This window comes from Neorhizobium tomejilense, from assembly GCF_964254135.1.
GTDB classification, from domain to species: domain Bacteria; phylum Pseudomonadota; class Alphaproteobacteria; order Rhizobiales; family Rhizobiaceae; genus Neorhizobium; species Neorhizobium tomejilense.
Genome location: NZ_CAXUSO020000001.1, coordinates 3,101,576 through 3,126,136 on the forward strand (window position 1 = coordinate 3,101,576; position 24,561 = coordinate 3,126,136).

At 62.1% G+C, this 24,561-nt stretch carries 28 protein-coding genes; 16 read left to right on the forward strand and 12 right to left on the reverse strand.

The window, feature by feature from the left end; all coding sequences use genetic code 11:
* The first annotated feature begins 96 nt into the window (after nt 1-96).
* Nucleotides 97-1,521 carry a lipopolysaccharide biosynthesis protein gene (locus ACSQ3G_RS15735; RefSeq protein ID WP_436110686.1) on the forward strand — a complete coding sequence of 475 codons (1,425 nt, stop codon included), beginning with the start codon at nt 97-99 and terminating at the stop codon, nt 1,519-1,521.
* Here ACSQ3G_RS15735 and ACSQ3G_RS15740 read toward each other — a convergent pair.
* Nucleotides 1,518-2,534 carry a glycosyltransferase family 4 protein gene (locus ACSQ3G_RS15740; RefSeq protein ID WP_436110687.1) on the reverse strand — a complete coding sequence of 339 codons (1,017 nt, stop codon included), beginning with the start codon at nt 2,532-2,534 and terminating at the stop codon, nt 1,518-1,520. The genes ACSQ3G_RS15735 and ACSQ3G_RS15740 overlap by 4 nt on opposite strands.
* A gap of 242 nt (nt 2,535-2,776) precedes the next feature.
* Between ACSQ3G_RS15740 and ACSQ3G_RS15745 the strand changes: the two genes are divergently transcribed.
* Nucleotides 2,777-2,992 carry a hypothetical protein gene (locus ACSQ3G_RS15745; protein ID WP_436110688.1) on the forward strand — a complete coding sequence of 72 codons (216 nt, stop codon included), beginning with the start codon at nt 2,777-2,779 and terminating at the stop codon, nt 2,990-2,992.
* A 188-nt stretch (nt 2,993-3,180) separates the two neighbouring features.
* On the forward strand, nt 3,181-3,396 hold the full coding sequence (locus ACSQ3G_RS15750) for a hypothetical protein (protein ID WP_436110689.1): 216 nt from the start codon (nt 3,181-3,183) through the stop codon (nt 3,394-3,396).
* A gap of 55 nt (nt 3,397-3,451) precedes the next feature.
* Here ACSQ3G_RS15750 and ACSQ3G_RS15755 read toward each other — a convergent pair whose 3' ends face one another.
* Complete coding sequence (locus ACSQ3G_RS15755) at nt 3,452-3,964, reverse strand: ferritin-like domain-containing protein (protein ID WP_105439634.1); 513 nt, start codon at nt 3,962-3,964, stop codon at nt 3,452-3,454.
* Between the two features lie 429 nt (nt 3,965-4,393).
* Here ACSQ3G_RS15755 and ACSQ3G_RS15760 point away from each other — a divergent pair, with 429 nt between their 5' ends.
* The 3 genes from ACSQ3G_RS15760 to ACSQ3G_RS15770 all read left to right on the forward strand — a co-directional run bounded on the left by ACSQ3G_RS15760 (nt 4,394) and on the right by ACSQ3G_RS15770 (nt 6,436).
* Nucleotides 4,394-4,576: a hypothetical protein gene (locus ACSQ3G_RS15760; RefSeq protein WP_046608292.1), complete on the forward strand. Its 183-nt coding sequence runs from the start codon at nt 4,394-4,396 to the stop codon at nt 4,574-4,576.
* A 35-nt stretch (nt 4,577-4,611) separates the two neighbouring features.
* Complete coding sequence (locus tag ACSQ3G_RS15765) at nt 4,612-4,815, forward strand: hypothetical protein (RefSeq protein WP_436110690.1); 204 nt, start codon at nt 4,612-4,614, stop codon at nt 4,813-4,815.
* 115 nt (nt 4,816-4,930) lie between these two features.
* The gene (locus ACSQ3G_RS15770; RefSeq protein WP_436110691.1) at nt 4,931-6,436 is read left to right on the forward strand and encodes a phospholipase D-like domain-containing protein; all 1,506 of its coding nucleotides are present in this window, start codon (nt 4,931-4,933) and stop codon (nt 6,434-6,436) included.
* Here ACSQ3G_RS15770 and ACSQ3G_RS15775 read toward each other — a convergent pair.
* Nucleotides 6,416-7,357, reverse strand: a complete 942-nt coding sequence (locus ACSQ3G_RS15775) for a putative bifunctional lysylphosphatidylglycerol flippase/synthetase (RefSeq protein WP_436110692.1) — start codon at nt 7,355-7,357, stop codon at nt 6,416-6,418. The genes ACSQ3G_RS15770 and ACSQ3G_RS15775 overlap by 21 nt on opposite strands.
* A 65-nt stretch (nt 7,358-7,422) precedes the next feature.
* Between ACSQ3G_RS15775 and ACSQ3G_RS15780 the strand changes: the two genes are divergently transcribed.
* Nucleotides 7,423-8,202 carry an endonuclease/exonuclease/phosphatase family protein gene (locus ACSQ3G_RS15780; RefSeq protein WP_436110693.1) on the forward strand — a complete coding sequence of 260 codons (780 nt, stop codon included), beginning with the start codon at nt 7,423-7,425 and terminating at the stop codon, nt 8,200-8,202.
* A gap of 3 nt (nt 8,203-8,205) precedes the next feature.
* Here ACSQ3G_RS15780 and ACSQ3G_RS15785 read toward each other — a convergent pair whose 3' ends face one another.
* The 4 genes from ACSQ3G_RS15785 to ACSQ3G_RS15800 form a co-directional block, all read right to left on the reverse strand.
* Nucleotides 8,206-8,889 (reverse strand): phosphoribosyltransferase, encoded by a 684-nt coding sequence (locus ACSQ3G_RS15785; protein ID WP_105403038.1) that lies wholly within the window; start codon nt 8,887-8,889, stop codon nt 8,206-8,208.
* Between the two features lie 134 nt (nt 8,890-9,023).
* The gene (locus ACSQ3G_RS15790) at nt 9,024-9,266 is read right to left on the reverse strand and encodes a hypothetical protein (RefSeq protein WP_436110694.1); all 243 of its coding nucleotides are present in this window, start codon (nt 9,264-9,266) and stop codon (nt 9,024-9,026) included.
* A gap of 20 nt (nt 9,267-9,286) precedes the next feature.
* Complete coding sequence (locus ACSQ3G_RS15795) at nt 9,287-9,493, reverse strand: hypothetical protein (protein ID WP_105403040.1); 207 nt, start codon at nt 9,491-9,493, stop codon at nt 9,287-9,289.
* Between the two features lie 42 nt (nt 9,494-9,535).
* Nucleotides 9,536-9,805, reverse strand: coding sequence for a hypothetical protein (locus ACSQ3G_RS15800; RefSeq protein ID WP_436110695.1), 270 nt, complete (start codon nt 9,803-9,805; stop codon nt 9,536-9,538).
* A 336-nt stretch (nt 9,806-10,141) separates the two neighbouring features.
* Between ACSQ3G_RS15800 and ACSQ3G_RS15805 the strand changes: the two genes are divergently transcribed.
* Together ACSQ3G_RS15805 and cydB are read left to right on the forward strand one after the other, a co-directional pair.
* A complete protein-coding gene (locus tag ACSQ3G_RS15805) occupies nt 10,142-11,560 on the forward strand; it encodes a cytochrome ubiquinol oxidase subunit I (RefSeq protein WP_436110696.1) in 1,419 nt (472 codons plus the stop codon).
* Nucleotides 11,550-12,554: a cytochrome d ubiquinol oxidase subunit II gene (gene cydB, locus ACSQ3G_RS15810; protein WP_105425479.1), complete on the forward strand. Its 1,005-nt coding sequence runs from the start codon at nt 11,550-11,552 to the stop codon at nt 12,552-12,554. The genes ACSQ3G_RS15805 and cydB overlap by 11 nt, the downstream gene beginning before the upstream one ends.
* Nucleotides 12,555-12,663: 109 nt before the next feature.
* Here cydB and ACSQ3G_RS15815 read toward each other — a convergent pair whose 3' ends face one another.
* Nucleotides 12,664-13,227: a helix-turn-helix domain-containing protein gene (locus ACSQ3G_RS15815; protein ID WP_436110697.1), complete on the reverse strand. Its 564-nt coding sequence runs from the start codon at nt 13,225-13,227 to the stop codon at nt 12,664-12,666.
* 94 nt (nt 13,228-13,321) lie between these two features.
* Here ACSQ3G_RS15815 and ACSQ3G_RS15820 point away from each other — a divergent pair, with 94 nt between their 5' ends.
* Entirely contained in the window at nt 13,322-14,683 is a 1,362-nt protein-coding gene (locus ACSQ3G_RS15820; RefSeq protein WP_436110698.1) for an LLM class flavin-dependent oxidoreductase, read from the forward strand.
* Between the two features lie 4 nt (nt 14,684-14,687).
* Nucleotides 14,688-15,923, forward strand: coding sequence for an MFS transporter (locus ACSQ3G_RS15825; RefSeq protein ID WP_436110699.1), 1,236 nt, complete (start codon nt 14,688-14,690; stop codon nt 15,921-15,923).
* Here the strand turns inward: ACSQ3G_RS15825 and ACSQ3G_RS15830 are convergent, their stop codons facing one another.
* A complete protein-coding gene (locus ACSQ3G_RS15830) occupies nt 15,924-17,447 on the reverse strand; it encodes a methyl-accepting chemotaxis protein (RefSeq protein WP_436110700.1) in 1,524 nt (507 codons plus the stop codon).
* Nucleotides 17,448-17,704: 257 nt separating this feature from the next.
* Between ACSQ3G_RS15830 and ACSQ3G_RS15835 the strand changes: the two genes are divergently transcribed.
* From ACSQ3G_RS15835 to ACSQ3G_RS15850, 4 genes are all read left to right on the forward strand, one after another.
* Nucleotides 17,705-18,346, forward strand: a complete 642-nt coding sequence (locus tag ACSQ3G_RS15835; protein ID WP_105403047.1) for a TetR family transcriptional regulator C-terminal domain-containing protein — start codon at nt 17,705-17,707, stop codon at nt 18,344-18,346.
* Between the two features lie 15 nt (nt 18,347-18,361).
* Nucleotides 18,362-19,570 carry a pyridoxal phosphate-dependent aminotransferase gene (locus ACSQ3G_RS15840; protein WP_105425474.1) on the forward strand — a complete coding sequence of 403 codons (1,209 nt, stop codon included), beginning with the start codon at nt 18,362-18,364 and terminating at the stop codon, nt 19,568-19,570.
* A 110-nt stretch (nt 19,571-19,680) separates the two neighbouring features.
* Nucleotides 19,681-20,274, forward strand: coding sequence for a hypothetical protein (locus tag ACSQ3G_RS15845; RefSeq protein WP_436110701.1), 594 nt, complete (start codon nt 19,681-19,683; stop codon nt 20,272-20,274).
* A 131-nt stretch (nt 20,275-20,405) separates the two neighbouring features.
* On the forward strand, nt 20,406-20,639 hold the full coding sequence (locus ACSQ3G_RS15850; RefSeq protein ID WP_105403049.1) for a tautomerase family protein: 234 nt from the start codon (nt 20,406-20,408) through the stop codon (nt 20,637-20,639).
* Here the strand turns inward: ACSQ3G_RS15850 and ACSQ3G_RS15855 are convergent.
* Nucleotides 20,621-21,901: a DUF763 domain-containing protein gene (locus ACSQ3G_RS15855; RefSeq protein WP_436110702.1), complete on the reverse strand. Its 1,281-nt coding sequence runs from the start codon at nt 21,899-21,901 to the stop codon at nt 20,621-20,623. The genes ACSQ3G_RS15850 and ACSQ3G_RS15855 overlap by 19 nt on opposite strands.
* A gap of 27 nt (nt 21,902-21,928) precedes the next feature.
* Nucleotides 21,929-23,101, reverse strand: a complete 1,173-nt coding sequence (locus tag ACSQ3G_RS15860; RefSeq protein WP_436110703.1) for an aminotransferase — start codon at nt 23,099-23,101, stop codon at nt 21,929-21,931.
* Nucleotides 23,102-23,188: 87 nt separating this feature from the next.
* Between ACSQ3G_RS15860 and ACSQ3G_RS15865 the strand changes: the two genes are divergently transcribed.
* Entirely contained in the window at nt 23,189-23,851 is a 663-nt protein-coding gene (locus ACSQ3G_RS15865) for a sulfite oxidase-like oxidoreductase (RefSeq protein WP_436110704.1), read from the forward strand.
* Nucleotides 23,852-23,854: 3 nt separating this feature from the next.
* Here the strand turns inward: ACSQ3G_RS15865 and ACSQ3G_RS15870 are convergent, their stop codons facing one another.
* The gene (locus ACSQ3G_RS15870; RefSeq protein WP_436111723.1) at nt 23,855-24,463 is read right to left on the reverse strand and encodes an NADPH-dependent F420 reductase; all 609 of its coding nucleotides are present in this window, start codon (nt 24,461-24,463) and stop codon (nt 23,855-23,857) included.
* Nucleotides 24,464-24,561 lie beyond the last annotated feature (98 nt).

A 24,561-nucleotide genomic window follows, 5' to 3' on the forward strand; every position in this document is an offset into this window, starting at 1 on the left:
CTGCTAAGGAAGGATCTACGTCACTCCCGGCGATCGGGCCTACCCTAGAGGGTTAGCGGTTAATTCTGACCAAATGCATATTATTGGGCGACAAAATTGAGCGATAGACATGCCTCGGTGTATTTAGCCTCGCGGGCGACCTCGGCCATCATCAATCTCGTGTCGGTTTCCATCTTCACGCGCATGACCAGCGCCGAAGTCTACGGCCAGTATATTGTCGGGTTTTCGATATGCATGATGGTCTACAGCCTGGGCGTCCAGTGGATCGTATTCGCCCATTTCGGACGATACGACCCCAAGGAAGCCGACCGGCTCGCAGGGGCGCTGCTGCTGGTTTCAGGGGTGGTGATGTTGCCAGCGATCGGCTTCATATACCTGTTCTACCTGTTTGGAACATTGCATGCCGATGTTGCGGTCAGCAGCAGCCTGCTGGTGGTGTGCTTCACCTTGTATTTCGTCGCCGTCGAAATCAGCCGCGCCCATCTTCTGGTCCGGCTCGTTGCAATCGCGACCATCGCCCGCGCCGTCTTCTCGCTGCTGTTCGGTTACATCGCCGTCCTCGAATTCGACACGCCCGGCGCATTGCTGGCGGGCGTGGGGCTCGGTTATGCGCTGGGCTCCGTGCCGGTTTTCCGGCATTTCAGCCGCACCATATGGGCGTCCGGCTTTGTCTGGCCTAGGGGCAGCGACGTGCGGCGGATGTGGCGCTACGGCTGGCCGCTTGCCATCGCCTTCGGCGCCTCGGCTGCCGCCATGAACGTCGATCGGCTGCTGCTGGCGGGCCTCTACAATACCAGCACCGTCGCCCCTTACGGGACCGTACTCGACCTCATGAAGCAGACGTTCCTGGTCTTGGCCGAGGCGATCAGCGCTGGATATATTTCGAGCGCCAAGAACTTCCATACGGAGGGGAAAGGGACCGAAGCGCGGCATACTCTCAAGCGCGCCTTCATCACGCATTGCTATATCGTCATTTTTGGCACCGCGTCCTTCATCCTGCTCGGCGACGTCATCTTCGGGATCCTGCTCGCCCCGAGCTATCTGCCGGTCGTCACGCAGATCATGCCGATCCTGCTCGTCGCGAATGCCATCCTCGTCATGCGCGCCCACTATTTCGGCCAGATCATTTATTTCAGCGGGACAACAAACCTGGAACTGGTCGCGTCCGTCGCGATGCTCGCGGTCACCGGAACGCTGAGCTACCTGCTGATCCCTTCATACGCGGCAATGGGCGCCGCCATCGCCTTTACGCTCGGGCAGGCCGCGGCTCTGTTGATCTGCCTGGTCTACGCGTCGGGAAACCTGCGCATGCCTCTCGACCTGCCCCGAGGGGGCCTGCTGCTGGCTCTCGGCATAGCTGTGGTCGCCGTCGGCAAAGGTGTCCAGCTCCTGACGGAAGAGCCGGCTGCAAGCGCCATCAACTTCGTCCTGATCGGCATCGCCAGCGCCTATATCGCGCTGCGCTGGAACCTGTTCGACGCCCGCTCGCTGCTTCAGCGCTTTTATCCGCGACGCGGTTAGACGCCGCTCTCGGAATGCAGGAAATTCGTATAGCGCTCCAGCATGAGCTCCCGGCTGTGATGCTCTCGATGTAATCGCGCAAAATCGTTCCGAAGCTGCGCGTCCGGATAATTCGCAGCGAGATCTTTGACCGCATCGGCAAGGCTGGCCGCATCGCAGGGCGGATGGAACCGAGTCATGGCTGCGTTCTCATGCGCGTCGCCGATGCACAGCACCTCCCGCAAGACCGGGAGATCGGACGCGACCACCGGCAGCCCGGCCATCGAAGCCTCCACCCCGGCAAGGCCGAAAGTTTCCCAGATCGACGGGAACACATAGATATTTCCGGCCGTCAGAATGTCGCCGAGCGCATCCCGCTCGATCGAGCCGACCAGATGGACGCGCTCCGCCACACCCAGAGTGCGCGCTTTGCCCTCCAGAGCCTCCCGGTTCGGGCCGTCGCCGGCAATGATCAGATGCATGCCCGGCAGCATCCCGAGCGCATCCACCAGGACTGCGTGATCCTTCTGATCCACCAGCCTTCCCGTCGCGACCAGCACGAAAGCATCTGGCGCAATGGAAAGGCGCTGCCGCCAATCGACCGCTGCGCGCGCCGGCGGAATGGGATCGACACCGTGCGGGATCAGAATGAACCGCCGCCGGTAGGCAGCGGGCCATTTGCCGAACGACGCGCTGGTGGAAACGGAATTCGATACGAAATGGGTGAATATCCCGGCCGACCCGAACAGCCAGTCAAGTGCCTTCCAATGCCGACGAATACCCTCCGGCGCTGCGGTGTGATGGGCGGCACGCACCGGCACGCGGCCCAGAAACCCGAAAAAGCCGCCGAAGACGGAGGCCGCAGCCTGGTAGGTGAAGATCGCGTCGTATTTACCCGACAGGATGGTCCAGCCAAGGCGTGCGAGATTGCGAAGCGTGGCGACCGTTCCATGACCGGTGTCGAGAGGCAGCGTCTGTACCTCGAAACCGCGGGCGTGCAAGCCGGTCTCCACCATCTGCACAAGGGTACGCACGCCCCCCATCTTGTCATGGGTTACGAGTTGGAGAATCCGCTTCCCCGAAGGAATTAGGGTATCGGCAGCTTTTGGAAAAGCTGAGCTGAATTCGTGCCTCATGCGCCGGACCCTAGGGCTGAAATCTTAAAATCTGTGCAGGGAGATCGTTCAGATTTCTCCTATCCGACTTTTCGCGGATCAAAAACTCGCCTGCGCGGTTCTACCCTTTGATTGAAGACAAGAACCAGGAGACAGACATCATGGCCAAAGCGAGTTCGAAGCGGATGGGCGCGGGAGCGCAGGGGAAAAACAGCGGAAACGGGGCCATGACAGATGTAAACAAGGCTATCCTCCCCGAAAACAAAGTGCTGTCGAACCGGGACAAGGCACAGCATTCGAGGGAACGCGGACTGGATAGCAAAACGGTGCAGACCGAACAGTTTCACGATCACGAGGCGAACCATCTTAACGACTGAAAAACCACTTACATTCACGACTGCTTGAGAAAGGATTTCGAGCAATCCGCTGCTGCGTCCACCCCGCTTTCCTCCCTTGCAAAGTGGAAGAGAAGTAGTAGTCTTTGGCTATCGTCGGCTGAAGACAAGAGCGTACCGGCGACTGGAAGACAGGAAGCGCTTTCGCCACCATTTGGGAGGCTGAAAAGATGAATGCAGCAGTCCTGACCAACACTTTCGAACCGACGGAACTGGCATTTCTTCAACGCCTGTTCGACGAGATCTGCGCAGAGCGTGGACTTGCCGGCGGCAGCCTCGCCGCAAACAATCTCGCAGCACAGATCATTCAGCTTTATCAACAGGGCGTACGCGATCCACGAGATCTGCACATCCATCTGGATCCGGACGCACCCTTGAGGACCTGACGTCCCATGCCAGCCGCCATCGCAGCGGCTGGCCACCCTCCTTAGCGCTCGCCACTTATCTCTTTGCCATCAGGTCACGTTCGTCACGCATCAGGAATATGCGGGTGATGGCGTCGAGATTGGCTTCCAGCCAGTTGGCCATGGCGATCTCTTCGCCAAGAATGCGTTCGAAAACCGTCTTCGCCTCCATTTCATCCAGCTCGTCGGCCGCGGCAATCAGGACCCGGTAGCTTGCGATTTCCATGTGCTCGAAGGCATAGCTTGCCATCGCTCCCTTGACGACCTCGTCACTGGTCAACATGCCGCTGACGCCCTGCGCCTTGGCCGCCAGTTTCGCCGCCATGTCCTTGAGCGCCAAAGCGCTGCCGGTTGCCGAAAAATGATCGAGGAGCGTCTTCAGCGCCTGGGCGTGTTCCTCGGTCTCGTGCAGGTGCTGGACGATACGGGCCTTGAGGTCGGGATAACTTTCGATCCGCCGGGATTGCGCGGTAAGCGTCGTGATCGCCTGTTCCTCCATGGCATGGGCGGCACGCAGCCACGCGAGGAAATTGTCTCGGGCATGGGTCATTCGCTTCTCCTCGCAAATTGGTCGCCCAGATCGATTGCTTTTGGGAACGCAGGACAGCCGGATTCAACCCCTGAAAGCATGCGAAGTTCCTTTTCGCCTCGATGCCTGGAACATTGCCGCCCTTTGTGAATTGTCCAGTAGTAAATTCACGAGCCATAAAGGCGAAGATCATGTCACGCGAGATGAGGGCAAATTCCATCATCGGAGGGATTACCATAGTACTCCTCCTGATGGCCGTTGGTTATTATTTCACCGGCGGGTCGGATGATACGGCGCAGGCTCCGGCACCTCCTGCGACAAGCGATAGGGCGCAGACGCCGGCTCCGGGAACAGACCCGACCAGCACCGGCTCCACGAACCCTTAGGGTCAATTTGCGAGGAACAATCGCCATGCCGGGCGGTTGTGAGATGAGTAACAGGGAGTTTTCCATGATACCCGATCCTCGCGAACCAAGTGAACGCCCGCCCATGCCGGCGCCCATCTGGAAGCCGGACCCACCGATCGACGAACCGGAACCGGATCGGCTGCCGGATGAGACGCCGTTGCCCAATCCCGACGAAAATCCCAATCCGCCAGTCTATATGCCGCCCGGCAATCTGGCCTCCAGTTGAAGAGGTACCGGCGCGAAAGCGCCGGTAGATCGATCATGAATATCCATGGCCATACACGTGCAGAGCAAAGGCAAGCGCAGGACGAGAGCCCGCAAAAACCGATGACTGGCGGGCTGTGGAAGCTGATGGGGGCGGCAGCTCTCATCCTTCTCGGGCTCATTGTTGCAATGGAAGCCTTCAGAGACGGCAACAGCAATTTCATTGCGCCCAACCCGGCTCAGCAAACGGTTATCGAGTAGCGCCCTTACCTTCCACTCCATCCGGCCGCTCCATCCGGCTATGTGCGGGAATACAGCCTTGGAACAAAGGACAAAATCCGCGCGTTCACCTGCCATTCCATGATGAGGTGGCGAGGTGGATGTAGCGACGCAATCGATCCTGACGCGGGATACAGGATTCTCATTCGAACCCATCATCCGGCCCGGCCGCAACGCCTGGCGCAGAGCGAAGGCGGAAAAGCTCGCCTTCCTGATCGATGGCGACGACTATTTTCGCCGGCTGGATCAGGTATTGAGGCTGGCGGAACGTTCGATCTTCATCATCGGCTGGGATTTCGATCCGGACATCGTCCTTCGTCCACGCGATCCCGACGGCGAAACACTCGGTGCTCTGCTGCGCAAGATGGTCGAGGAAAAGCCCTCGCTTGAAATCCGCATCCTGGTCTGGGGCATGGGCCCTGTCTATTCCGGCAAGAGCCTCAAGATGTTCGGCAAGATGGATTGGAAAGACCATCCGCGCATCTCCCTGCATTTCGATTTCGACCATCCGCTGCGCGCCAGCCATCATCAGAAGATCGTCGCGATCGACGACCGGACCGCCTTCCTCGGTGGCATCGACCTGACCGCCCGCCGCTGGGACGACCGCAGCCATGCGATCGACAACCCGCTGCGCCGGGCGCCGGACGGAACCACCTATGGCCCCGTCCACGACATACAGACGATCGTGACCGGCGATACGGCAAAGCTGATCGGCGACGTCGCACGCCGTCGGTGGAAAAAGGCGACACGCCAGGTCCTTTCACCGCTCGATGTGCCGGGCATAAATCCCTGGCCGGCAGACATGGAACCGGCGCTGACCGACTGCAACACCGGCCTGGCACTCACCGAGGCGTGGAAATGGAAGGGCCATCGCGGCCACCGCGAGGCGATCCGGCTGACCCACGACGCGCTGAAGGCGGCCAGACGCCATCTCTATATCGAGACGCAGTACCTCGCCTCCTTCGGCGTGGCGCGAACTCTCGCCAGGCGGCTGAGGAAAGCCGACGGCCCGGAAATCCTCGTGATCGTCACGCGCGAATCCCATGGCTTCCTGGAAAAGCTGATGATGGGCCACAACCGCAACCGGCTGATCCGTCGCCTCAAGCGCGCAGATCGTTATGGGCGTCTGCGGGTTTTCTTTGCCGCGGTTTCCGACGGCAACGGTGGCGAGCAGGAGATCATCGTTCATTCCAAGCTGATCATCGTCGACGACCAGTTCGTGCGGGTCGGCTCTTCCAATCTCAACAACCGCTCCGAAGGACTAGACACCGAGGCGGACCTTGCGATCGAAACCTCGGACCCGGCCGGGCGGCAGGCGATCGCCACGCTCCGCAACGAGCTGATCGCCGAACATCTCGACGCCCAACCGGCGGAAGTTGCGCGGATCATCGCGGAAACCGGCTCCATTCTGGCGGCCGTCGACCGGCTGAACGTCAAGCCGCGTGGCCTGCGAAGCTACGACGTCGATCCGGACAAAGGCGAAACGGAATCTCTGGTCGGCACGGGGATCATCGACCCGAAACAGCCCTTCTGGCCGATTCCGGAAATCAAGGCCGCTCTCAGGCGGCTTTTCGCCCGCCTGTCACATCACCGTCTGCTCTAGGAACTTGCCGCCCCGATGACGATAATAAGCCTCGGTGACGAGAAATGTCGGCACCCCGACCGTGAGCGGCACGAAAAAATAGAGCACGCGGAAGGCGATCAGCGCTCCGATCGACGCGGATGTCGGCAGTATCCCGATCATGGTCGCCTCCAGCACGCCGAGTCCGCCCGGCACATGGCTGAGCAGCGCGGCTATGTTGGCGGTCACATAGGCGCTGGCCACAGCCAGGTACCCGGCATCGGTGAAGCTTGCGAGAAGCTGCTGGATGGAAGCCGTGACGCAGGCGAAGTTCAGCGTGCCGATGACGATCTGGCCGAGCGCAAGCTGTATCGCCGGCGGTTCGAAACGCCAGCTGCGCACGACGAGAGGACGGCGCACGAAGGCGCAGATCAGCAGATAGGCGGCGGGGCCTGCCAGGCAGAGAAGCCCGGCCATCAGCCGGGCCGGTCGGTCGAGGCCGAGCAGGTCCGCCGCGTCACCGGGCTGCAGCAGCAGCGCCAGCCCGGCCAGCGTCCCAAGACCGAGGCCGACGGTCACTCCGCAGAACACGATGACCTTGGCGATTTCCTCGCCGGTCAGACCCCAGCGCCTATAGAACCGGTAGCGCACGGCACCGCTGCTGAGCGCGGAAAGCCCGACATTGTGACCGATCGACAGCGCCGTGAAGGACGCGAGCGAGGTCTGCCGCAAGAGAAGCGGCTTGCCCACATACCGCACGGCAAGCGCATCGAAGCCGCCGAGGCAGAGATAGGAAAGGATGACGAAGAAAAATGCAGTCGCGAGCCGGAAAGCGGCGATCGACCGGACCGATTCCTCGATATCGTCGACCGTGTAGCGACCGAGGCTGCTATAGACGAGGAAGGCCGCCAGGCAGATCGCGACGCCGATCAGAAACTTGAGCAGATGGCGTCTGGCGATCATGGTCCCTCTCGTAAACCGCTGTATAACAATGGGAACGAAACCGGGACCAAGGTGTTCCCAGCTCCATGACTGATCAGACATCGCCAGCCAAGGCCGGCACCGCCCCGGCCCAGCCTTCGAAGACAAGGCATCGCCTGAAAATCCTGAGTTATAATGTGCATAGCTGCATCGGTACCGATCGCCGGCTCGACCCCGCCCGGGTAGCCGAGGTCATTGCGGCCTTGGAACCGGATATCATCGGATTGCAGGAATTGGACGTCGGCCGCAGCCGTACCGGCGGGATAGACCAGGCGCATACGATTGCGTCTCTTCTACGGATGGAATTCCATTTCCACGCAGCACTCAACGTCGCCGAAGAGCGTTATGGCGATGCGATCCTGACGGCCCTGCCGGCAAGAATGGTCAAGGGTGCCGGCCTGTCCTCGCATGGGGAGCAGCGCGGCGCCGTCTGGGTGGAAATAGAGGTGGGCGAGCACAAGCTGCAGGTCTTCAATACCCATCTGGGCCTGCTGGGCGGCGACCGGATGCGCCAGATCGGCGAAATCCTCGGGCCGTCCTGGGTGGGCGCGCCGGATTGCCGGGGCAAGCCGAGGATCCTGATCGGTGATTTCAACGCCACACCCGTGACCGCGACCTACAAGGCCGTCGCCCGCCAGATGGCGGACGTACCGCTTCTGAGCGGGGGAAAGCCCAAAGCCACCTTCCCGTCGCGTCTGCCGCTTCTGAGGATCGACCACGTGTTCGCCTCCAGCGAAATCACGCCTATCGCGACGCAGGTCGTGTCGACCCCGCTTTCCCGCCGGGCCTCGGATCATCTGCCGCTTCTGGTCACTGTCGAGCTCTGACCCTCAATGGCTCAGGGTGCGGCTGAGCCGGTGAGCCTCCTTCAGAAGGCGCACCACGTCCTGGTCGGTCGTCTCCCTGAAGTCGCCGTAGTGCAGGCTGACTGCTTCCAGGCGGTCCGGAGCCGACAGGCAGACGATGTCGTCCACCTCTTCCTGCAGGGATTCCAGCAGTTGACGCGGCGCGACCGGCACCGCGATCCGGATCGATGCGACACCCATGTCCTTCAGCGCATGGATGCCGGCGCGGATCGAAACGCCATTCGCAATCCCGTCGTCGACAAGAATGACGTCGCGTCCCGTGTGATCATGCTCGCTCGGCTCGTCCTCGCCGAAATACATTCGGTGGCGCCGTTCGATTTCGGCAAGCTGATGTTCGCGCTCGGCCGCGAGATAGCCTGGCGGCACATGGAACCGGCGGGCGGCGTCCTCGTCGACGATCACGTGCGGCTCCCGCCCATCGACGACAGCGCCGATGCCATATTCGGGATGACCGGGCGCGCCGATCTTGCGGACGATAAGGAGATCGAGCGGCAGGCCGAGCCGCTGGGCGACTTCGAAGGCCACGGGCACGCCGCCACGCGGCAGCGCCATCAGGATCGGATCGGGCGGCAGCGTCGCCTGCATGGCTTCCGCCAATTGCCTTCCGGCATCCTCTCGATCGACAAAGGTTGGGCTTAGACCGAACATGTCATCCTCCCAGGATGGTGCGGTGACATCTGCCACCGCACTTGGTTCTTCTGCCAGCCCGACCGTAACATATCACCGGGCAGGCGTCCGACAACCGCGAGGATGGGGTTTGGGTTCCGTGCTCTCCAAAAGAGTCAGGAGCGCTTGCCTTTGTGGTGCTCGCTTTCCTGGTTGCGGCCGCGGATGATCGATGGGTCGTCATTGAGCGAAACTTCCGCGGCCCGCATGTCCAGGTTATCGCCGCGACGGAATGCCTCCTTGGCCGCTTCGCTGCGTCGCAGGTCGGGGCCGGGATCGAAATCCTTGGGCGCATTGGCGGTATTTTCCCGCTTTTCGATGACGTTGCGCTGTTGCTGGTGGGTTTTGTTGCCTTGCATGATCTATCCTCTTTGAGAGGTCATTTGTTCGAGCGGCCGCGTTGGTTGGGATCGACGCCGCCGAAACGGGTCGTGTCGTTGCCGACATCGCCTTCCTCGGTATTGTCGCCGGCGATCTCGTCGGCGCCGGTGAAGCGGTTCAACCCTTTCGACTGGCCGATACCGGGATCCTCCTTGAGATCGGCATCGCTGGGCTTGCGGGTCTTGAAATGTTTGGATGTGGACATGACCGTCCTCCTTGGCTCAGGGACCGCGGTCTGGCCGCGGCCTCAGTGTTTCGTGCTGGACACGAATTTGTTGAACCGGCTGGTTTTGCCGGCTTCCGTTTCTTCCTGGAAAAGGAAGACGAGCTTGTTCTCATCGAAGATCGAGAAGAAGTCGTCCCATGCGATTTCCTCCAGGGATTCTTCGGGCTTCCCGAAATCGACGCGCAGAATGCCGCCTTCCCTGGCGCCCTTCACCCGGGCCGGATGGCCGCCGCGTTCCTCGATCCATTGCCGGATTTCCTTGTGATCGGTGGTTTCTACGGCTTTGCTCATGGTGCGTTTCTCCTTTCCGTACCTGCTTGTCGAACCGGGACCGCCACCGAAGGTTCCGCGCCAAAACAAGCGAAGGGGGAACAAAACTCATGATCATGGGTTCACCGCGGGTCGGACGCATGACCTCCACGCGGCCGACATTGTCATAAGTACCCTCCCCAACTTGGCGCTTCCCCTCACCGGGAAGCGCCTTTTCGTTCACTGCGGCGGTTCAACGCAGGGCCGCGGCATCCGGGCGCGCGGCATTGATGCGCATTGATCTCTTGACGCCCTCCGCCGATTGTCATCCGATGAGATGGATGGGCTTCTGGCCCCCGCCGGAAAAGGGATGACGCCATGTTCGAGACCTTCGACGCGACGCTGCTGGCGCGCATGCAGTTCGCCTTCACGGTCTCGTTCCACATCATTTTTCCCGCGTTTTCGATCGGGCTGGCGAGTTATCTCGCCGTGCTGGAAGGTCTTTGGCTGTGGAAGAAACAGGTCGTCTACCTGGAGCTGTTCGACTTCTGGAAGACGATTTTTGCGCTCGCCTTCGGCATGGGCGTCGTCTCCGGTATCGTCATGTCCTATCAGTTCGGCACAAACTGGAGCGTGTTCTCCGACAAGGTCGGCCCGGTCATCGGCCCGCTGATGGGTTACGAAGTGCTCTCGGCATTTTTCCTGGAGGCGGGCTTCCTCGGCATCATGCTGTTCGGCCGCAACCGCGTCGGCCCCGGCCTGCACTTCTTCGCGACCCTGATGGTCGCGGTCGGCACCTTGATCTCGGCGACATGGATCCTTTCCGCCAACTCCTGGATGCAGACGCCGCAGGGCTTTGCGATGAACGACAAGGGCCAGTTCATCCCCGCCGACTGGTGGGCGGTCATCTTCAACCCATCCTTCCCCTATCGCCTCGTCCACATGGTGCTTGCCGCCTATCTGACGACCGCCCTTGTGGTCGGCGCGGTCGGCGGCCTGCATCTTCTGCGCCGCACCGCCCCCTTGCGCGCTGGCACGATGTTCTCGATGGCGATGTGGATGCTGACGATTGTCGCCCCGATCCAGATCTTTGCCGGCGACCAGCACGGCCTCAACACGCTGGAACACCAGCCGGTCAAGGTCATGGCGATGGAAGGCCATTACCAGAGCCATCCGGACGGCGCGCCACTGATCCTCTTCGGCCTGCCGAACCACGCCGAACAACGGATCGACTACGCAATCGAGATCCCGAAGCTCTCGAGCCTCATCCTGAAACACAGCCTCGATGCGCCGCTCAAGGGCCTCGATACCGTACCGCGCGAATTGCAGCCGCCGGTGCCGATCGTGTTCTGGTCCTTCCGCATCATGGTTGGCCTCGGCTTCGCGATGCTGGGCCTCGGCCTCTGGAGCCTGTACTGTCGATGGAGACGCCGCCTCTACACCTCCGAATGGCTGCACCGGGCCGCGATGGTCATGGGGCCTGCCGGCTTCGTCGCCGTCCTCGCCGGCTGGGTGACCACCGAGGTCGGCCGCCAGCCTTATACCGTCTACGGCCACCTGTTGACCGCAAATTCCGTCTCGCCGATCGCGGCAGCCGCCGTGGGCTCCTCGCTGGTCGCCTTCATCATCGTCTATTTCCTCGTCTTTGGTGCCGGCACCTTCTATATCCTGCGGCTGATGTCCCGCCTTCCGCGCGATCCGAGCGGCGATCTCGGCGAAGGCCCGATCCGAACCGCCGGCATCACGCCGGCCCCGCATACCGCAACGCTCCCTGCAGGAGGCCGTCATGGTCATTGACCTTCCCTTCATCTGGGCGGCCGTCATCGCCTTTGCAGTGCTTGCCTATGTCATCCTCGACGGGTTCGACCTCGGTGTCGGCATCCTCTTCCCGCTGTTTCCGGAAAAGCGCCATCGCGACGTGATGATGAACAGCGTCGCCCCCGTCTGGGACGGCAACGAGACCTGGCTGGTCCTTGGCGGCGGCGGGCTGATGGCGGTCTTTCCGCTCGCCTATGCGACGATCCTGCCGGCACTCTATGCCCCTATCATCGCCATGCTGCTCGGACTGATCTTTCGAGGCGTCGCCTTCGAATACCGCTGGCGCACCGGTCGGGCGCAATATCTCTGGAACTGGGCCTTTGCCGGCGGCTCGTTCATGGCGGCGCTGGCGCAAGGGATCGCACTCGGCGCGCTGGTGCAGGGCATTCCGGTTGCAAACCGGGCCTATTCCGGCGGCTGGTGGGACTGGCTGACCCCGTTTTCGATCGCCACCGGCCTTGCGGTCGTCATCGGCTACGCACTACTCGGCTCGACCTGGCTGGTGATGAAAACGACGGGCGACCTTCGCGACAAGGCCCGCAGCCTTTCCTATATCGCAGCGCTCGCGACGCTCGCCGCCATGGCGATCTTCAGCCTCTGGACGCCCTTCCTCGAACCGCTCTATCTGAACCGCTGGTTCTCCTGGCCGACCGCGATCTTCAGCGTCATCGTACCCCTGCTGGTTCTCGGCTGTTTCTGGCTTCTGCTCACGGGCCTGAAAAACAACCGCGACAGCCGCCCATTCCTTGCGGCGCTCGGCCTTTTCATACTGGGCTACGCAGGCATCGGCATCAGCTTCTACCCCTATATCGTGCCGACATCCGTGACGATCTGGGATGCGGCGGCGCCCGACGAGAGCCTCGGCTTCCTGCTGGTCGGCGCGCTGATCCTGGTGCCGCTGATCCTTGCCTATACGAGCTATGCCTACTGGGTCTTCCGCGGCAAGGTTGATCCGGAGGAGGGTTATCACTGATGGCCGGCGGCGAAACCTTCAGGCGGCTCGCCTGGTTCGTCGGTCTCTGGGTGGCCGGAGTGGTAACGGTCGGTATTGTCGGCCTGATCATCAAATTCTGGCTCGGCGCCTAACGCCGGGTTAGCGCCACCACATAACGTGCAGGTTCCTTGCCCGGATTGAAGAAGACGCAATCGGCAGGCGGGCCGAGCAGAAGGCAATCGCCTTCGGTGAGATGATGCATCACCGTCCCCTCCTGGAAATCGAGCCGGCCCGAAAGCACCCAGATCTGCTGGTGCTGAAAGGCGAAGGCGGATGCCGGATAAGGCACCCGCACACCTGGAGGCAGCGAAACATCCAGAAGCTCCAACGGAGAATTCGCTGGAGAGACGGCGCGGCGCGTATAACCCGTTTCCGGATCGGTCCAGACCGGCTGCTCCGCCTGCAGAGCAACGCGCTCCTGCGTCCGCTCGGCAAGCGCCAGCAGTACCGAAAGCGGCAGGCCGAAGGCGCCCGAGAGCCGGCCGAGCACGGTCGCCGTCGGGCTCGCCTCGCTGCGCTCGATCTTGCTGATCATCGCCTTGGACACGCCCGAGCGTTCGGCAAGCTCGGCGAGCGACCAGCCTCGCGCCTCCCGCTCGATCTTCAGCCGCATGGCGATCGCCTGGACCGGGTCTTTTTCAGCCTGTTGCAAGCGGCTTGCCTTTCAACAATCGTCTTCTATAGTGGACGACGGCATCCTATAAGAGACAGACCTTGTCGGCAATGAGGAATTCAGAGGGAAGATCGTGACGCGCGAAATCCGTTTCAACGCCTTCGACATGAACTGCGTCGGCCACATCCAACAGGGGCTCTGGTCGCATCCGCGGGACCAGTCGCACCGCTATGCGCAGCTGCGATACTGGACGGACTATGCGAAAAGGCTGGAAGCGGGCCTGTTCGACGGCATATTCCTCGCCGATGTCCTCGGCGTCAACGACGTCTTCGGCGGCAGCAACGCGGCAGCGCTGAGGGGTGCCGTACAGGTGCCGGTCAACGATCCGCTGCTGCTGGTGCCGGCCATGGCTGCCGTCACCGAACATCTCTCATTTGGCGTTACCGCCAACCTGACCCACGAACCGCCGTTCGTCTTCGCCCGCCGCATGTCGACGCTCGATCACCTGACGGGCGGCCGGATCGGCTGGAACATCGTCACCGGTTACCTCGACAGCGCCGCGAAGGCGATCGGGCTGGAGGGCGTCGCCGCCCATGACGACCGCTACGACCTCGCCGACGAGTATATGGAGATCATGTACCGACTTTGGGAAGGAAGCTGGGAGGATGACGCCATCGTCTTCGACCAGGCAAACCACGTCTATGCCGACCCGGCCAAGGTCCACAAGGTCCATCACCGCGGCAAGCAATACGGCATCGAGGCGATCCATCTCTGCGAACCCTCGCCGCAGCGCACCCCGGTTCTCTACCAGGCGGGCTCCTCGACCCGCGGCCGCCAATTCGCCGCCACCCACGCCGAGTGCGTCTTCGTCAACGGCCAGAAGATCGAAGGCGTCAAGGGCATCGTCGACGACATCAGGGCTCGCGCCGTCGAATACGGCCGCAACGCCGAGGACGTCAAAGTCTTCGTCGGCGCCACGATCGTTACCGCCCGCACCGAAAAGGAAGCGCGCGAAAAATTCGAGGATTATCGCGCCTATGCGAGTTCCGAAGGTGCTCTCGTGCATGCCGCCGGCTCACTCGGCATCGACTTTGCGAAATACGATCTCGACGAGCCGATCGAGACCGGCAAGAGTTCAGCGATCGTCTCGAACGTCGAGGCGATGACCCGCACCGCCGGGCCACAATGGACCAAGCGCAAGCTGCTCGAACAAATGGTGCTCGGCAGCCGCCAGGCGCCGATGGTGGGTTCCGCAGAACAGATCGCCGACAACCTCGTCGCCTGGATGGATGAGGCCGGCGTCGACGGTTTCAACCTGTCGCGCACCGTCGTGCCGGAGTGTTTTGACGATATCATCGAACTGGTGATCCCGATCCTGCAGGAACGCGGCCTCTACAAGACCGGCTATCGCGAAGGCCCGTTCCGTGAAAAACTGTTCGGAACGCCGCGCCTGTCGAGCCGGCATATCGCCGCCAGATATCGCATCACGGGATAAACTGATGAGCACCGCGACGACCCTGGAGACGCCAGCCGCAGGCCGCTGGTCCATGCTGGCGCTGCTGTGCCTTGCCGTCGTGCTCTCCTTTTCCTGCTGGTTTTCGGCGAACGCGATTGCGCCGGAGCTGAAACGCGCCTGGTCGCTGTCCGAAAATGCCGCCGCCTGGCTTACCAACGGTGTGCAGATCGGCTTCGTGATCGGCGCTCTGGCCGCAAGCCTCTTCAACCTGCCGGACCTCATCCGCATGAACCGGCTGATGGCGGCCTCCGCCCTGCTTGCCGCGCTCTCCAACGCCGCCCTGGCTCTGGAGCCCGGCCCGGCCGGCGCCATCCTCTGCCGCATGGTCACCGGCTTCGCGCTTGCCGGCGTCTACCCGCCGGCACTGAAACTCGTCTCCACCTGGTTCATCTCCGGCCGGGGCCTCGCGCTGGCCGGCGTCATCGGCGCGATCACCGCCGGCTCGTCGCTGCCACATCTTTTTCGGGGCATGTCGTCGGCGGTCGACTGGCACAATGTCGTCCTCTTATCGAGCGGTGCGACGCTGGCCGGTGCCGTCGTTCTCCTCCTCTTCACCCGTGAAGGCCCTTATCCGTTCGGCAAGGCGCTGTTCGACCCGCGCCAGATCGGCAGGGTGCTGAAGGACCGCAACCTGCTGCTCGTCAACGGCGGTTATCTTGGCCACATGTGGGAACTCTACGCCATGTGGGCCTGGCTGCTCGCCTATCTGACCGCAGCGCTCGACAAGGGTGGAACCGGCATCAGCAGCGAAGCCTCGCTGCTCACCTTCATCGCGGTCGCATCAGGTGTGTTCGGCTGTTTCGCCGGCGGCGTGCTCTCGGACCGTTTTGGCCGCACCGCCACCACCGCCGGCCTGATGATCGTCTCCGGCGCCTGCGCCCTTACCATCGGCTTCGTCTTCGACGGCCCCTTCTGGCTGCTAGCGCTGGTGGTGATCGTCTGGGGCATTTCGATCATAGGAGATTCGGCCCAATTCTCCGCCGCCGTCACCGAGCTTGCCGACCGCAATTACATCGGGACGGCGCTGTCGCTGCAGATGGGCATGGGTTTCGCGCTGACCATCTTCATGATCTGGCTGATGCCGCATCTGGCCGCAATTCTCGGCGGTTGGCGCTGGGCATTCGTGTTGCTGGCGGTGGGACCGATCTTCGGCGCCGCGTCGATGCTGATCCTGCGCCGTAGACCGGAAGCCGTTCGGCTGGCCGGCGGTAGGCGCTGATCAGGCGACGAGGCGACGGCCGGGCATCTCGTCCCGCTTCTGGCGGTCGCGGGCGAGCCGTTCCGCGCTGCGGGTCTTGAAGCCACGCAGCGCCGTGACCAATCGTTCAACAGCATCGCGCAGGTCCGACGTCTGCTTCGACGTCTCCAGCACCATGGCCGAATTTTCCTGGGTGAGCGAATCCATCCGACTCAGGGCCCCGTTGACCTCGTGCAGGCCGGTCGACTGATGTGCCGCCTCGGTCGCGATCGTCCTGACGATCGTGTTGATGTCGTCGATGCGCGTAGTGATCTGGCTGAGCGCTGCACCGGCATTGTTGACGAGATCGACACCCGCCTGCACCTGCCGTGAACTGTCGGAGATCAGATCCTTGATCTCCTTGGCGGCATCGGCGCAGCGCTGCGCCAGCGCCCGCACTTCCTGCGCCACGACAGCGAAACCGCGACCGGCTTCGCCGGCACGCGCCGCCTCGACGCCCGCATTGAGCGCCAGAAGATTGGTCTGGAAAGCGATCTCGTCGATGACGCCGATGATCTTTGAAATCTCGTCAGACGAGCGCTCGATCTCGCCCATGGCAGCGACGGCCTGCTTGACGACGGGTCCCGAGGCACGCGCCTCCGACAGCGCCACGTCGACTGCGCCGGCCGCCTTGCTGGCGCCTTCGGCGGTGCCGGAAACGCTGTGGGTGAGCTGGTGCAGCGTCGCGGAACTCTCCTCCAGGCCCTGGGCCTGTTCCTCCGTCCGCCGGGCAAGATCCTTCGAGGCCTGGGAGATACCGTTGGTGCTGACGAGGATTTCCTCGCCGGCATGGCGCACGGTCGCCAATGTGCCGCGCAGCCTCTCGGCACTGCCGTTGTAGCCTTCCGCCATCCTGACGAAGTTTTCAGGAAGAGCGGTGGAAAGCCGGCTCTCCAGATCGCCCGCGGCAAGCCCCTGCAGCACGTCGTCCAGAGCCTCGAGCGCAACTTCCTGCTCCTCATCGGCGGCGAGCTTCGCCTCCTCGGCGTGGCGGCGCTGTTCTGCCTGTATCTCCAGATAGGCGGAGATCGAATAGTCCAGGTCGAGCATCGCCGCCTTGACCAGCGTCGCAACGTCCTTGGCAAGCTTTTCGGATTTGCCGCGACCGAAACGGGAGGGCCAGTTCTCGGTCATCACTTTGTGGATGAGGCTTTCCACGACCAGCGCCTGGCCGCCGATATGCCAGCGCGGGTCGAGACCGGCATGGGCATGCGCGGCGCCGACGGCCTGCACGCTTTCCACATAACGCTCGTCGTACTTGGCCTCGCCGACAACGTTCCAATGGCTCATCTGGCGCTTCTTGGCGCTTTCTACGTGAGCCTGGTTGGTGAAGAACTTGGCGGTGTCGGGTGTCGACTGGATCTTCTTGTAAAGCGCGCCGAGAGCCGTCGAAAGGCCGGCATTGATGGTCGGCGCGAGACGACGAAGCGTCGAGCGTGCCTCCTGGTCCAGACCGATAAAATCCAGACGCTTTTGCAGTTCGCGTTTTTCTTCAGCCGACGACATTATGATCCCCCAATCCGCCGCGGTCACCGCCCTTTGGGAGGTGTATCGGTTCCATATTGTGAAGGTTAAGGTGTAGGATCCCTTAATGCGCACCCCTAAAAACTGATAGGAAGTTACATTTTGCGATGAATTTTCGCCGCCCGAACGATGCTGATGCGGCGGAAGTTCGAGGAATTCTCTTGCGCGAATTATTCGAGCGTATAATAAGCCGTGACGCCGTGCGAAGAACGGCCTGCCCGTTCCTCAGGAGATGACCCGTGAACCGCCGCACCTACCATAGGGCAAGCGAGGCCGAGCGGCGCGAGGACCTGATTGCCGCGACGCTCGATTGCATCGCCGAGTTCGGCATCCAGGGCGCGACGGTCCGCCAGATCGCCATGCGCGCCGGCGTCACCGGCGGACTGATCCGGCACTATTTCAGCAGCAAGGACCAGATGCTGCAGGCGGCCTACCGAAAGGTGATGGCCGGCATGACCGAGGCGGCGGTTGCTGCCGCGATCGAGGGCGAGACGGCGCGCTCGCGCCTGCGCCGCTTCATTGTCGCCAATGTGACGCCGCCGGTCACCGACCCGCGCACGCTGTCGCTCTGGGCCGCCTTCATCAGCCATATCCAGATCGACCAGAGCTTCGCCGCCATCCACCGCGAAAACTATCTCTCCTTCCTTGCGGCGCTGGAAACCTTGCTGTCCGCCTTCTTCGTCGAGGAGAAGCGAGCACTGAGCCCCGCCCAATGCCGTACCTATGCGATCGGGGTCAACGCGCTCGTTGACGGCCTCTGGCTGGAGGGAACGCTTGCGGCCGATACGTTTGCGGAACACGAACTCGCAGAAAATGCCCTGATTTCCGTGGAAGCGCTGCTGCGCCTGCAGCCCGGCGAGCTTTCGGCCGAACAACGATAAGAAAAGGAACCACCGATGCGTTATGCCTCGATCACCGACCGCCTCGCCCATCTCGGCTCCGGCCGCTGGGCACTCCACCTGACCGCCCGCCGTATGCAGGCATCGGGCGAGGACATCATCGAACTCACCATCGGCGAGCCGGACGTCAAGCCGGACAAGGCTCTGCTCGATGAGGCGGCGCGCGCCATGTATGCCGGCCGCACCCGTTATTCCAATGGCCGCGGCGAACCGCCGGTGCTGAAGGCGCTGGTGGAAAAGTATTCGAAACGCCGGCCAGGTGTCACCGAGCGCAATTTCCTCTGTTTCCCCGGCACCCAGACCGCTCTTTATGCCGTCATGACCGGTCTCGTCGAAGCCGGCGACGGCGTGCTCGTCGGCGATCCGCTCTATGCCACCTATGAAGGCGTCATCCAGTCCACCGGCGCGCATATGATCCCCGTGCCGCTGCGTCCGGAAAAGAAATTCCACCTGCAGGCCGAGGATCTCGAACGGGCGATCACGCCGGAGGCCCGCGTGCTTCTCCTCAACACGCCGCACAACCCGACCGGCGCGGTGCTGACCGCTGCCGAGATCGCCGCGATCGGCGAGGTCTGCCGCAAGCATGACCTCTGGATCGTGTCGGACGAGGTCTATGAGCAGCTGATCTTCGAAGGCACGCCCTTCGCCTCCCCCTTCGATATTCCGGCACTGGCCGAACGCACCATCGCCGTCTCGTCGATCTCGAAATCTCACGCTGCCCCCGGCTTCCGCAGCGGCTGGGCCGCCGGCCCGGAAGAGTTCTGTGAAAGACTGCTGCCGGTTTCCGAAACCATGCTGTTCGGCGTGCAGCCCTTCATCTCCGACATGACCGCCATGGCGCTGTCGCAGCATTTCGACACTGCCGACGTGATGCGGGAAAATTATCGCCGCCGCGCCACGATCGTCGAGAAGGCCTTTGCCGGCAGCAATCTCGTCAAGCCGATGCCGCCGGAAGGGGGCATGTTTGTCCTGCTCGATGTGACCGCCACCGGCCTCAACGGCGAGGAATTCGCCTGGGAACTGCTGCGCGAGGAAAAGGTGGCCGTCATGCCCGGCACCTCCTTCGGAGACCAGGCTGCAGGTTTCCTGCGCATCTCGCTGACGGTCCCGGACGATGTGGTTGCAACCGCCATGGACCGTATCGCCGACCTCGCCGGCCGCATCGCATCCACTGGTAGAGACCGCGCGACGACGCCGATGGCGTGAGGGCATCGGCTGCGACACTTTCCAGGCGGGACTTTTGGGCTACTCTCGATCTTGAATATGTGGCGGTTGCTATGCAACCCTGTGGTTGCTCAACGTTCAATGGGGTGAAAATGGTAGATCCGCGCTTGCGCGAAGCGTCCAACTCGCTAGCCACTGAGATTCAGAAAGCCACAGGTCCTCGTTTGAGGATGGGTATTCGCATACTCCGCTTCTGGATTCTAATTGGATTCTTGCCCTTGCTTACCGGTATATTTGGCTACCAATTCCTACCTTCATCCAGTTGGGTTTCTTCAACCAATCTCCTTGGACATGGAGTCGGATTGGCTTGTGCCGGAACAAGCTTGTGGGTCATCCGGCGAGGCGGAAATGGCTTGCCAAGCGATGCAGCGAAGGTCTGCGCTGCATTCACTTTTCTGCTGATCATCTACTTCATGGGAAGAACGGCAATTGTCATTTCCTTGGCGGTAATTCTCGCATTAGTCGCTGGCCGGAATGTGGAACTTCCATTCACCATCTCGGAGAGGGCGAGCGAGAAGGGCTGTAAATCCGGGGTTCATGTCGAGAATTTGCCGTTCATGTTTGACTCATTCTGCCGAATATCAAAAGATCAGTGGAACACTCTCAGCGCCGGTGATCATGTGATTATCGAGGGTTATGGTACTAGTTTGGGCATCTTTGCATCCAGTTTGCGTAAGTCAGACTGACGTCGCGCGCTCCTCTACATGCTGAGATTCTGATATGGGCCCTTTCGGCAGTTCTCAATTGATCTTCCGGAGCAAGACGGTCTATCCTAACTCACGGTTGATTTGAAAAATGTCCATCGGAGGAGCGCAACATGCCCCATGTTATTGTCAAAATGGTCGAGGGCCGCTCCGAAGAGCAGAAGCAGGCGCTGACGGCTGAGGTGACCAAGGCGGTCATGACCGCTCTTGGCTCTGCCGAGAGTTCCGTGTCGGTCGCAATCCAAGACTTTCCGAGAGACGCCTGGACGGACAAGGTCTACGTGCCGGATATCCAGGGACAGCCGGAACTCGTTTACAAAATGCCCGGCTACGATCCCTTCAAGTAATCGGCTGATCCCGGAAAATTGGCGGTCTCCTCCGCCGGCGGCTCCCAGCCGAAGACGCTGCGGCCGCCCCATTCGTGCGAGCGGCGGAACTCGCCGGCGACAATCTCCTTGAGGTCCGGGCCTGTCACATACCGTTCCATCTGACGGGCTTGGTCGTCGAGTCGCTTCAGCGCCTGCAACTCTTCCTCGCGGCCGAGCCGGGCCTTGCCGACCGCCGACTTCATCACCTTGATCGTCTCGTCATAGACCTTCAGCGGCACCGGAAACGGATGCCGGTCCTTGCCGCCGTGGGCGAGCGAGAAACGCGCCGGATCAGAAAAACGGCAGGGCGCGCCATGCACCACCTCGGCCACCATGGCCAAAGCCTTGACCGTTCGCGCGCCGACACCCGGCATCAGCAACAGGTTCTCGAAATCTTCCGGGCCGCGATCGGCCGCCGCCGCCAGCGTGCTATGCAGCCGCCTCATGTTGACGTCCTCCTCGCGGACATCGTGATGCGCCGGCATGATCAGATGCGGCAGCATCGGCTGCGCCGGTTCCTTCATCTTGCGCGCTGGCTCGATAGCGATCACCTCGCGGATGATCCGGTCCGGCCCGAGCGTCGCGAGCAGATCGAGCTGGCCCTTGCGGGAAGCTTCGGCGCGGTGGTCGGCGAGATTGACGATCTCGCCCTGCCCGCGGCCTTCGATTGCCGCATGCGGAGAATCGACGAAGCTTTTCAAGCCCTCCGAGATCCAGTGGTAGCGCCGCGCCTGGCGCTTGTCGCCGTTCATGCCCTGTTGCACCACCACCCATTTGCCATCGTCGGTGACGATGAACCCGTGCAGGTAAAGATCGAACCCGTCCTGCACCGCGGCGCTGTCCACCTTTGCGACCAGACGGCTGGTCGTCGCAAGGCCGCTGCCGTCGATGCCGACACGGTTGCCGACGGCGATCAACTCGTCCGGCGTCTTGCGGGAGCTCTGGCCGCGGCCGCCGCAGACATGGATGCCGAGCTCGCCGGCCATCGGCGTCAGCCCGCGCTTGAGTGCGCCGAGGACGCTGGTGGTGATGCCGGAAGAATGCCAGTCCATGCCCATGACGCAGCCGAAGGACTGGAACCAGAAGGGATGCGCCAGCCGCCGCAGAAGTTCGTCGCGGCCGTATTCGATGACGATCGCCTGGGTGATGATGGCGCCCAGTTTCGTCATGCGCTCACCGAGCCACCGGGGAACCCGGCCGCCGTGAAGCGGGAGATCGGCGCTGCCTGCTCTTTGAACCATGATCCGCTTATATACGGACGCCCAGGCTCACGATAGGGAAAAGTTCTGCAAACGTTCTTGCAGCAGCCCGATCGTCGGCACGTCCGCATTGGCGAAGGCGAAGCGCAGATAATTCTGCTGGCTCTCGCCGAAATAGGCGCCGGGAATGCAGATAATGCCGGCCTGCTTCGCAAGCTTTTCCGCCACTTCCGCCGAGCTCCTGCCCGGGAAGGGATGCCGCACGAAGGCGAAATAGGCGCCGATCGCGTCGAGCTTCCAGTCGTTGACGGAGCGCATCACCGCCTTCAGCGCATCCGCACGGCGGCCGATCTCCTGGCGGTTCTCCTCCCGCCAGTCGGCGAGCAGCGGCAGCGCCTTCGCGACGGCAGCCTGAGCGGCGCGCGGTGCGCAGATCTGCAGGTTGTCCATGATCTTGGCGATCTGTTCGACCGCGATCGGGCCGGCGGTGATCGCGCCGAGCCGATGGCCGGGGATGCAGAAGGATTTCGAAAAGCTGTAAAGGCTGATCAGCGTGTCTTCCCAGCCGTCGAGGCTGAACAGCGTATGCGGCGCCTGGTCCGCGACCGGCAGAAAGTCGCGATAGGTCTCGTCGAGGATCAGCCAGATGCCCTTGGTCCGGCAGAGATTGAAGATCGCTTCGAGCAGCGACGGCGGATAGATCGCCCCGGTCGGATTGTTGGGGGAAACGAGCGCCAGCGCCCGCACCTCGCCGGTAATCGCCGCTTCGAGCCCGATAAGATCCGGCAGGAAACCGTTCGCCGCATCGCAGGCGACAAAGGCGGTCTTGACGCCCATCATCGCCAGCGTCGTTTCGTGGTTGAAATAGAAGGGCTCGGTCATCAGCACCGTATTGCCGGGGCCGGCCACCGTCATCGCGGCGCAGACGAAAGCCTGGTTGCAGCCCGACGTGATGTGGATGTTCTTAAGGCCGATGCCTGCGCCATAAACCTCCGAGACATGCGCCGCGTAGGCTGTCCGGAGTTCCGCCTCGCCCTCGATCGGCCCATAGCCGGTAAAGGCTTTTGAAGAGCCGGTCTCGCCGAGCAGCTTCAGCATGTCCGGATGGGCCGGATAACCGGGTACGGCCTGAGAGAGGTCGATCAGCGGACCTTTGGACCCGTCATAGGCACGCCCCCAGGCGGCGACGGAGGGAACGGGCGGAGGGCTGAGCTTTTCGATAAGCGGATTGAAGGCAGGCATGATCTTCCGAGAACAGGATTTTCCGAACAGGTGATTGATTGCCTTTCTTGTTTATCAGATTATCGGACGACGCAAGGAGAACCGGACATGGCCGACGAGATTGAGCCCGAGGATTCGAAGCTCACCATCACCAAGCGGAAATGGGCGGAACAGGGCAAGTTCCTGACAGGCAGGATCACCAGGCCGGAAACCGACCGCCTGCCGCCCGGCCAGCACCTGGTCAAGAACTGGCCGGTACTCGACCTTGGCCAGCAGCCGCAGGTCTCGACCGAGCGCTGGAAACTCGACGTGCGCGGCCTCGTCAACAACCGCCGGACCTTGGACTGGGCGGCCTTCCAGGCTTTGCCGCAGACCGAGATGCGCTCCGACATCCATTGCGTGACCACCTGGTCGCGCTACGATAACAACTGGAAAGGGGTCCCGACACACGATTTCCTCGATCTCGTCGACCCGCAGGACGAGGCGGTCGCCGTCATGCTGACCAGCTATGACGGCTATACCACCAACCTGCTGCTCTCGGATTTCGCCTCGCCGGACGCGATCATCGTCACCGAGTGGGAAGGCAAGCCGCTGAGCGAGGAACATGGTGGGCCGGTGCGGCTGGTGGTGCCGCACCTCTATTTCTGGAAGAGCGCCAAATGGCTCAACCGCATCGAGTTCCTCGACAAGGATCAGGCCGGCTTCTGGGAGAAGAACGGCTACCATATGCGCGGCGATCCCTGGTCCGAGGAGCGTTATTCGGACGACTGAGGATCAGCCGAAATTGACGAGGTTCAGTCCCGGCAGCGGGCCTCCCGGAAACTGCGCCAGCTTGGCCCCGACAGCAAGCGGCCCGAGGTCGATGCCGAAGAAGCCGAGCTTCTCCGTCAAGGCGGCGACTTCCGTCTTTGCCGCCGCATCGTCGCCCGAATAGAACAGCACCCGCTTGCCGCCCTCGGAAGCAGGGTCGGCCTCGAGCAGCTTCGCAAACAGATGATTGAACGCTTTCACCACGCGGGCGCCGGGCACGAGGCCGGCGACGATCTCGCTGGAAAGGCGGCCGTTGAGTTCGGCCGGTTTGTAGAGCGGCGACTCGATCGGATTGTTCGCATCGATGACGATCCGGCCGTTCCAATCCGGCAGCCCGGCAAGCGCAGCCGGCAGCTTCGTCCACGGAACCGCGATCAGCACCATGTCCGCACTTGCGGCCTCTTCGATCGTGCCAGCGGAAATCCAGGGCGACAGCTCAGCCGTCAATGTTTCGAGCGAAGCCGGGCCGCGACTGTTGGCGATGGTGGCGCGCACGCCGTTTCTTGCAAGAGTACGGGCGAAGGCTGCGCCGATATTGCCGGCGCCGATGATACCGATGGTCATGATTGCAATACTCCAGTGGTTTCGATGACAGGAATATCGCCTCTGGATTGGCGCTTGATTAGCCGGTAATAATGCCAATCATCTTCAAGCAACCATTGAGAATGATC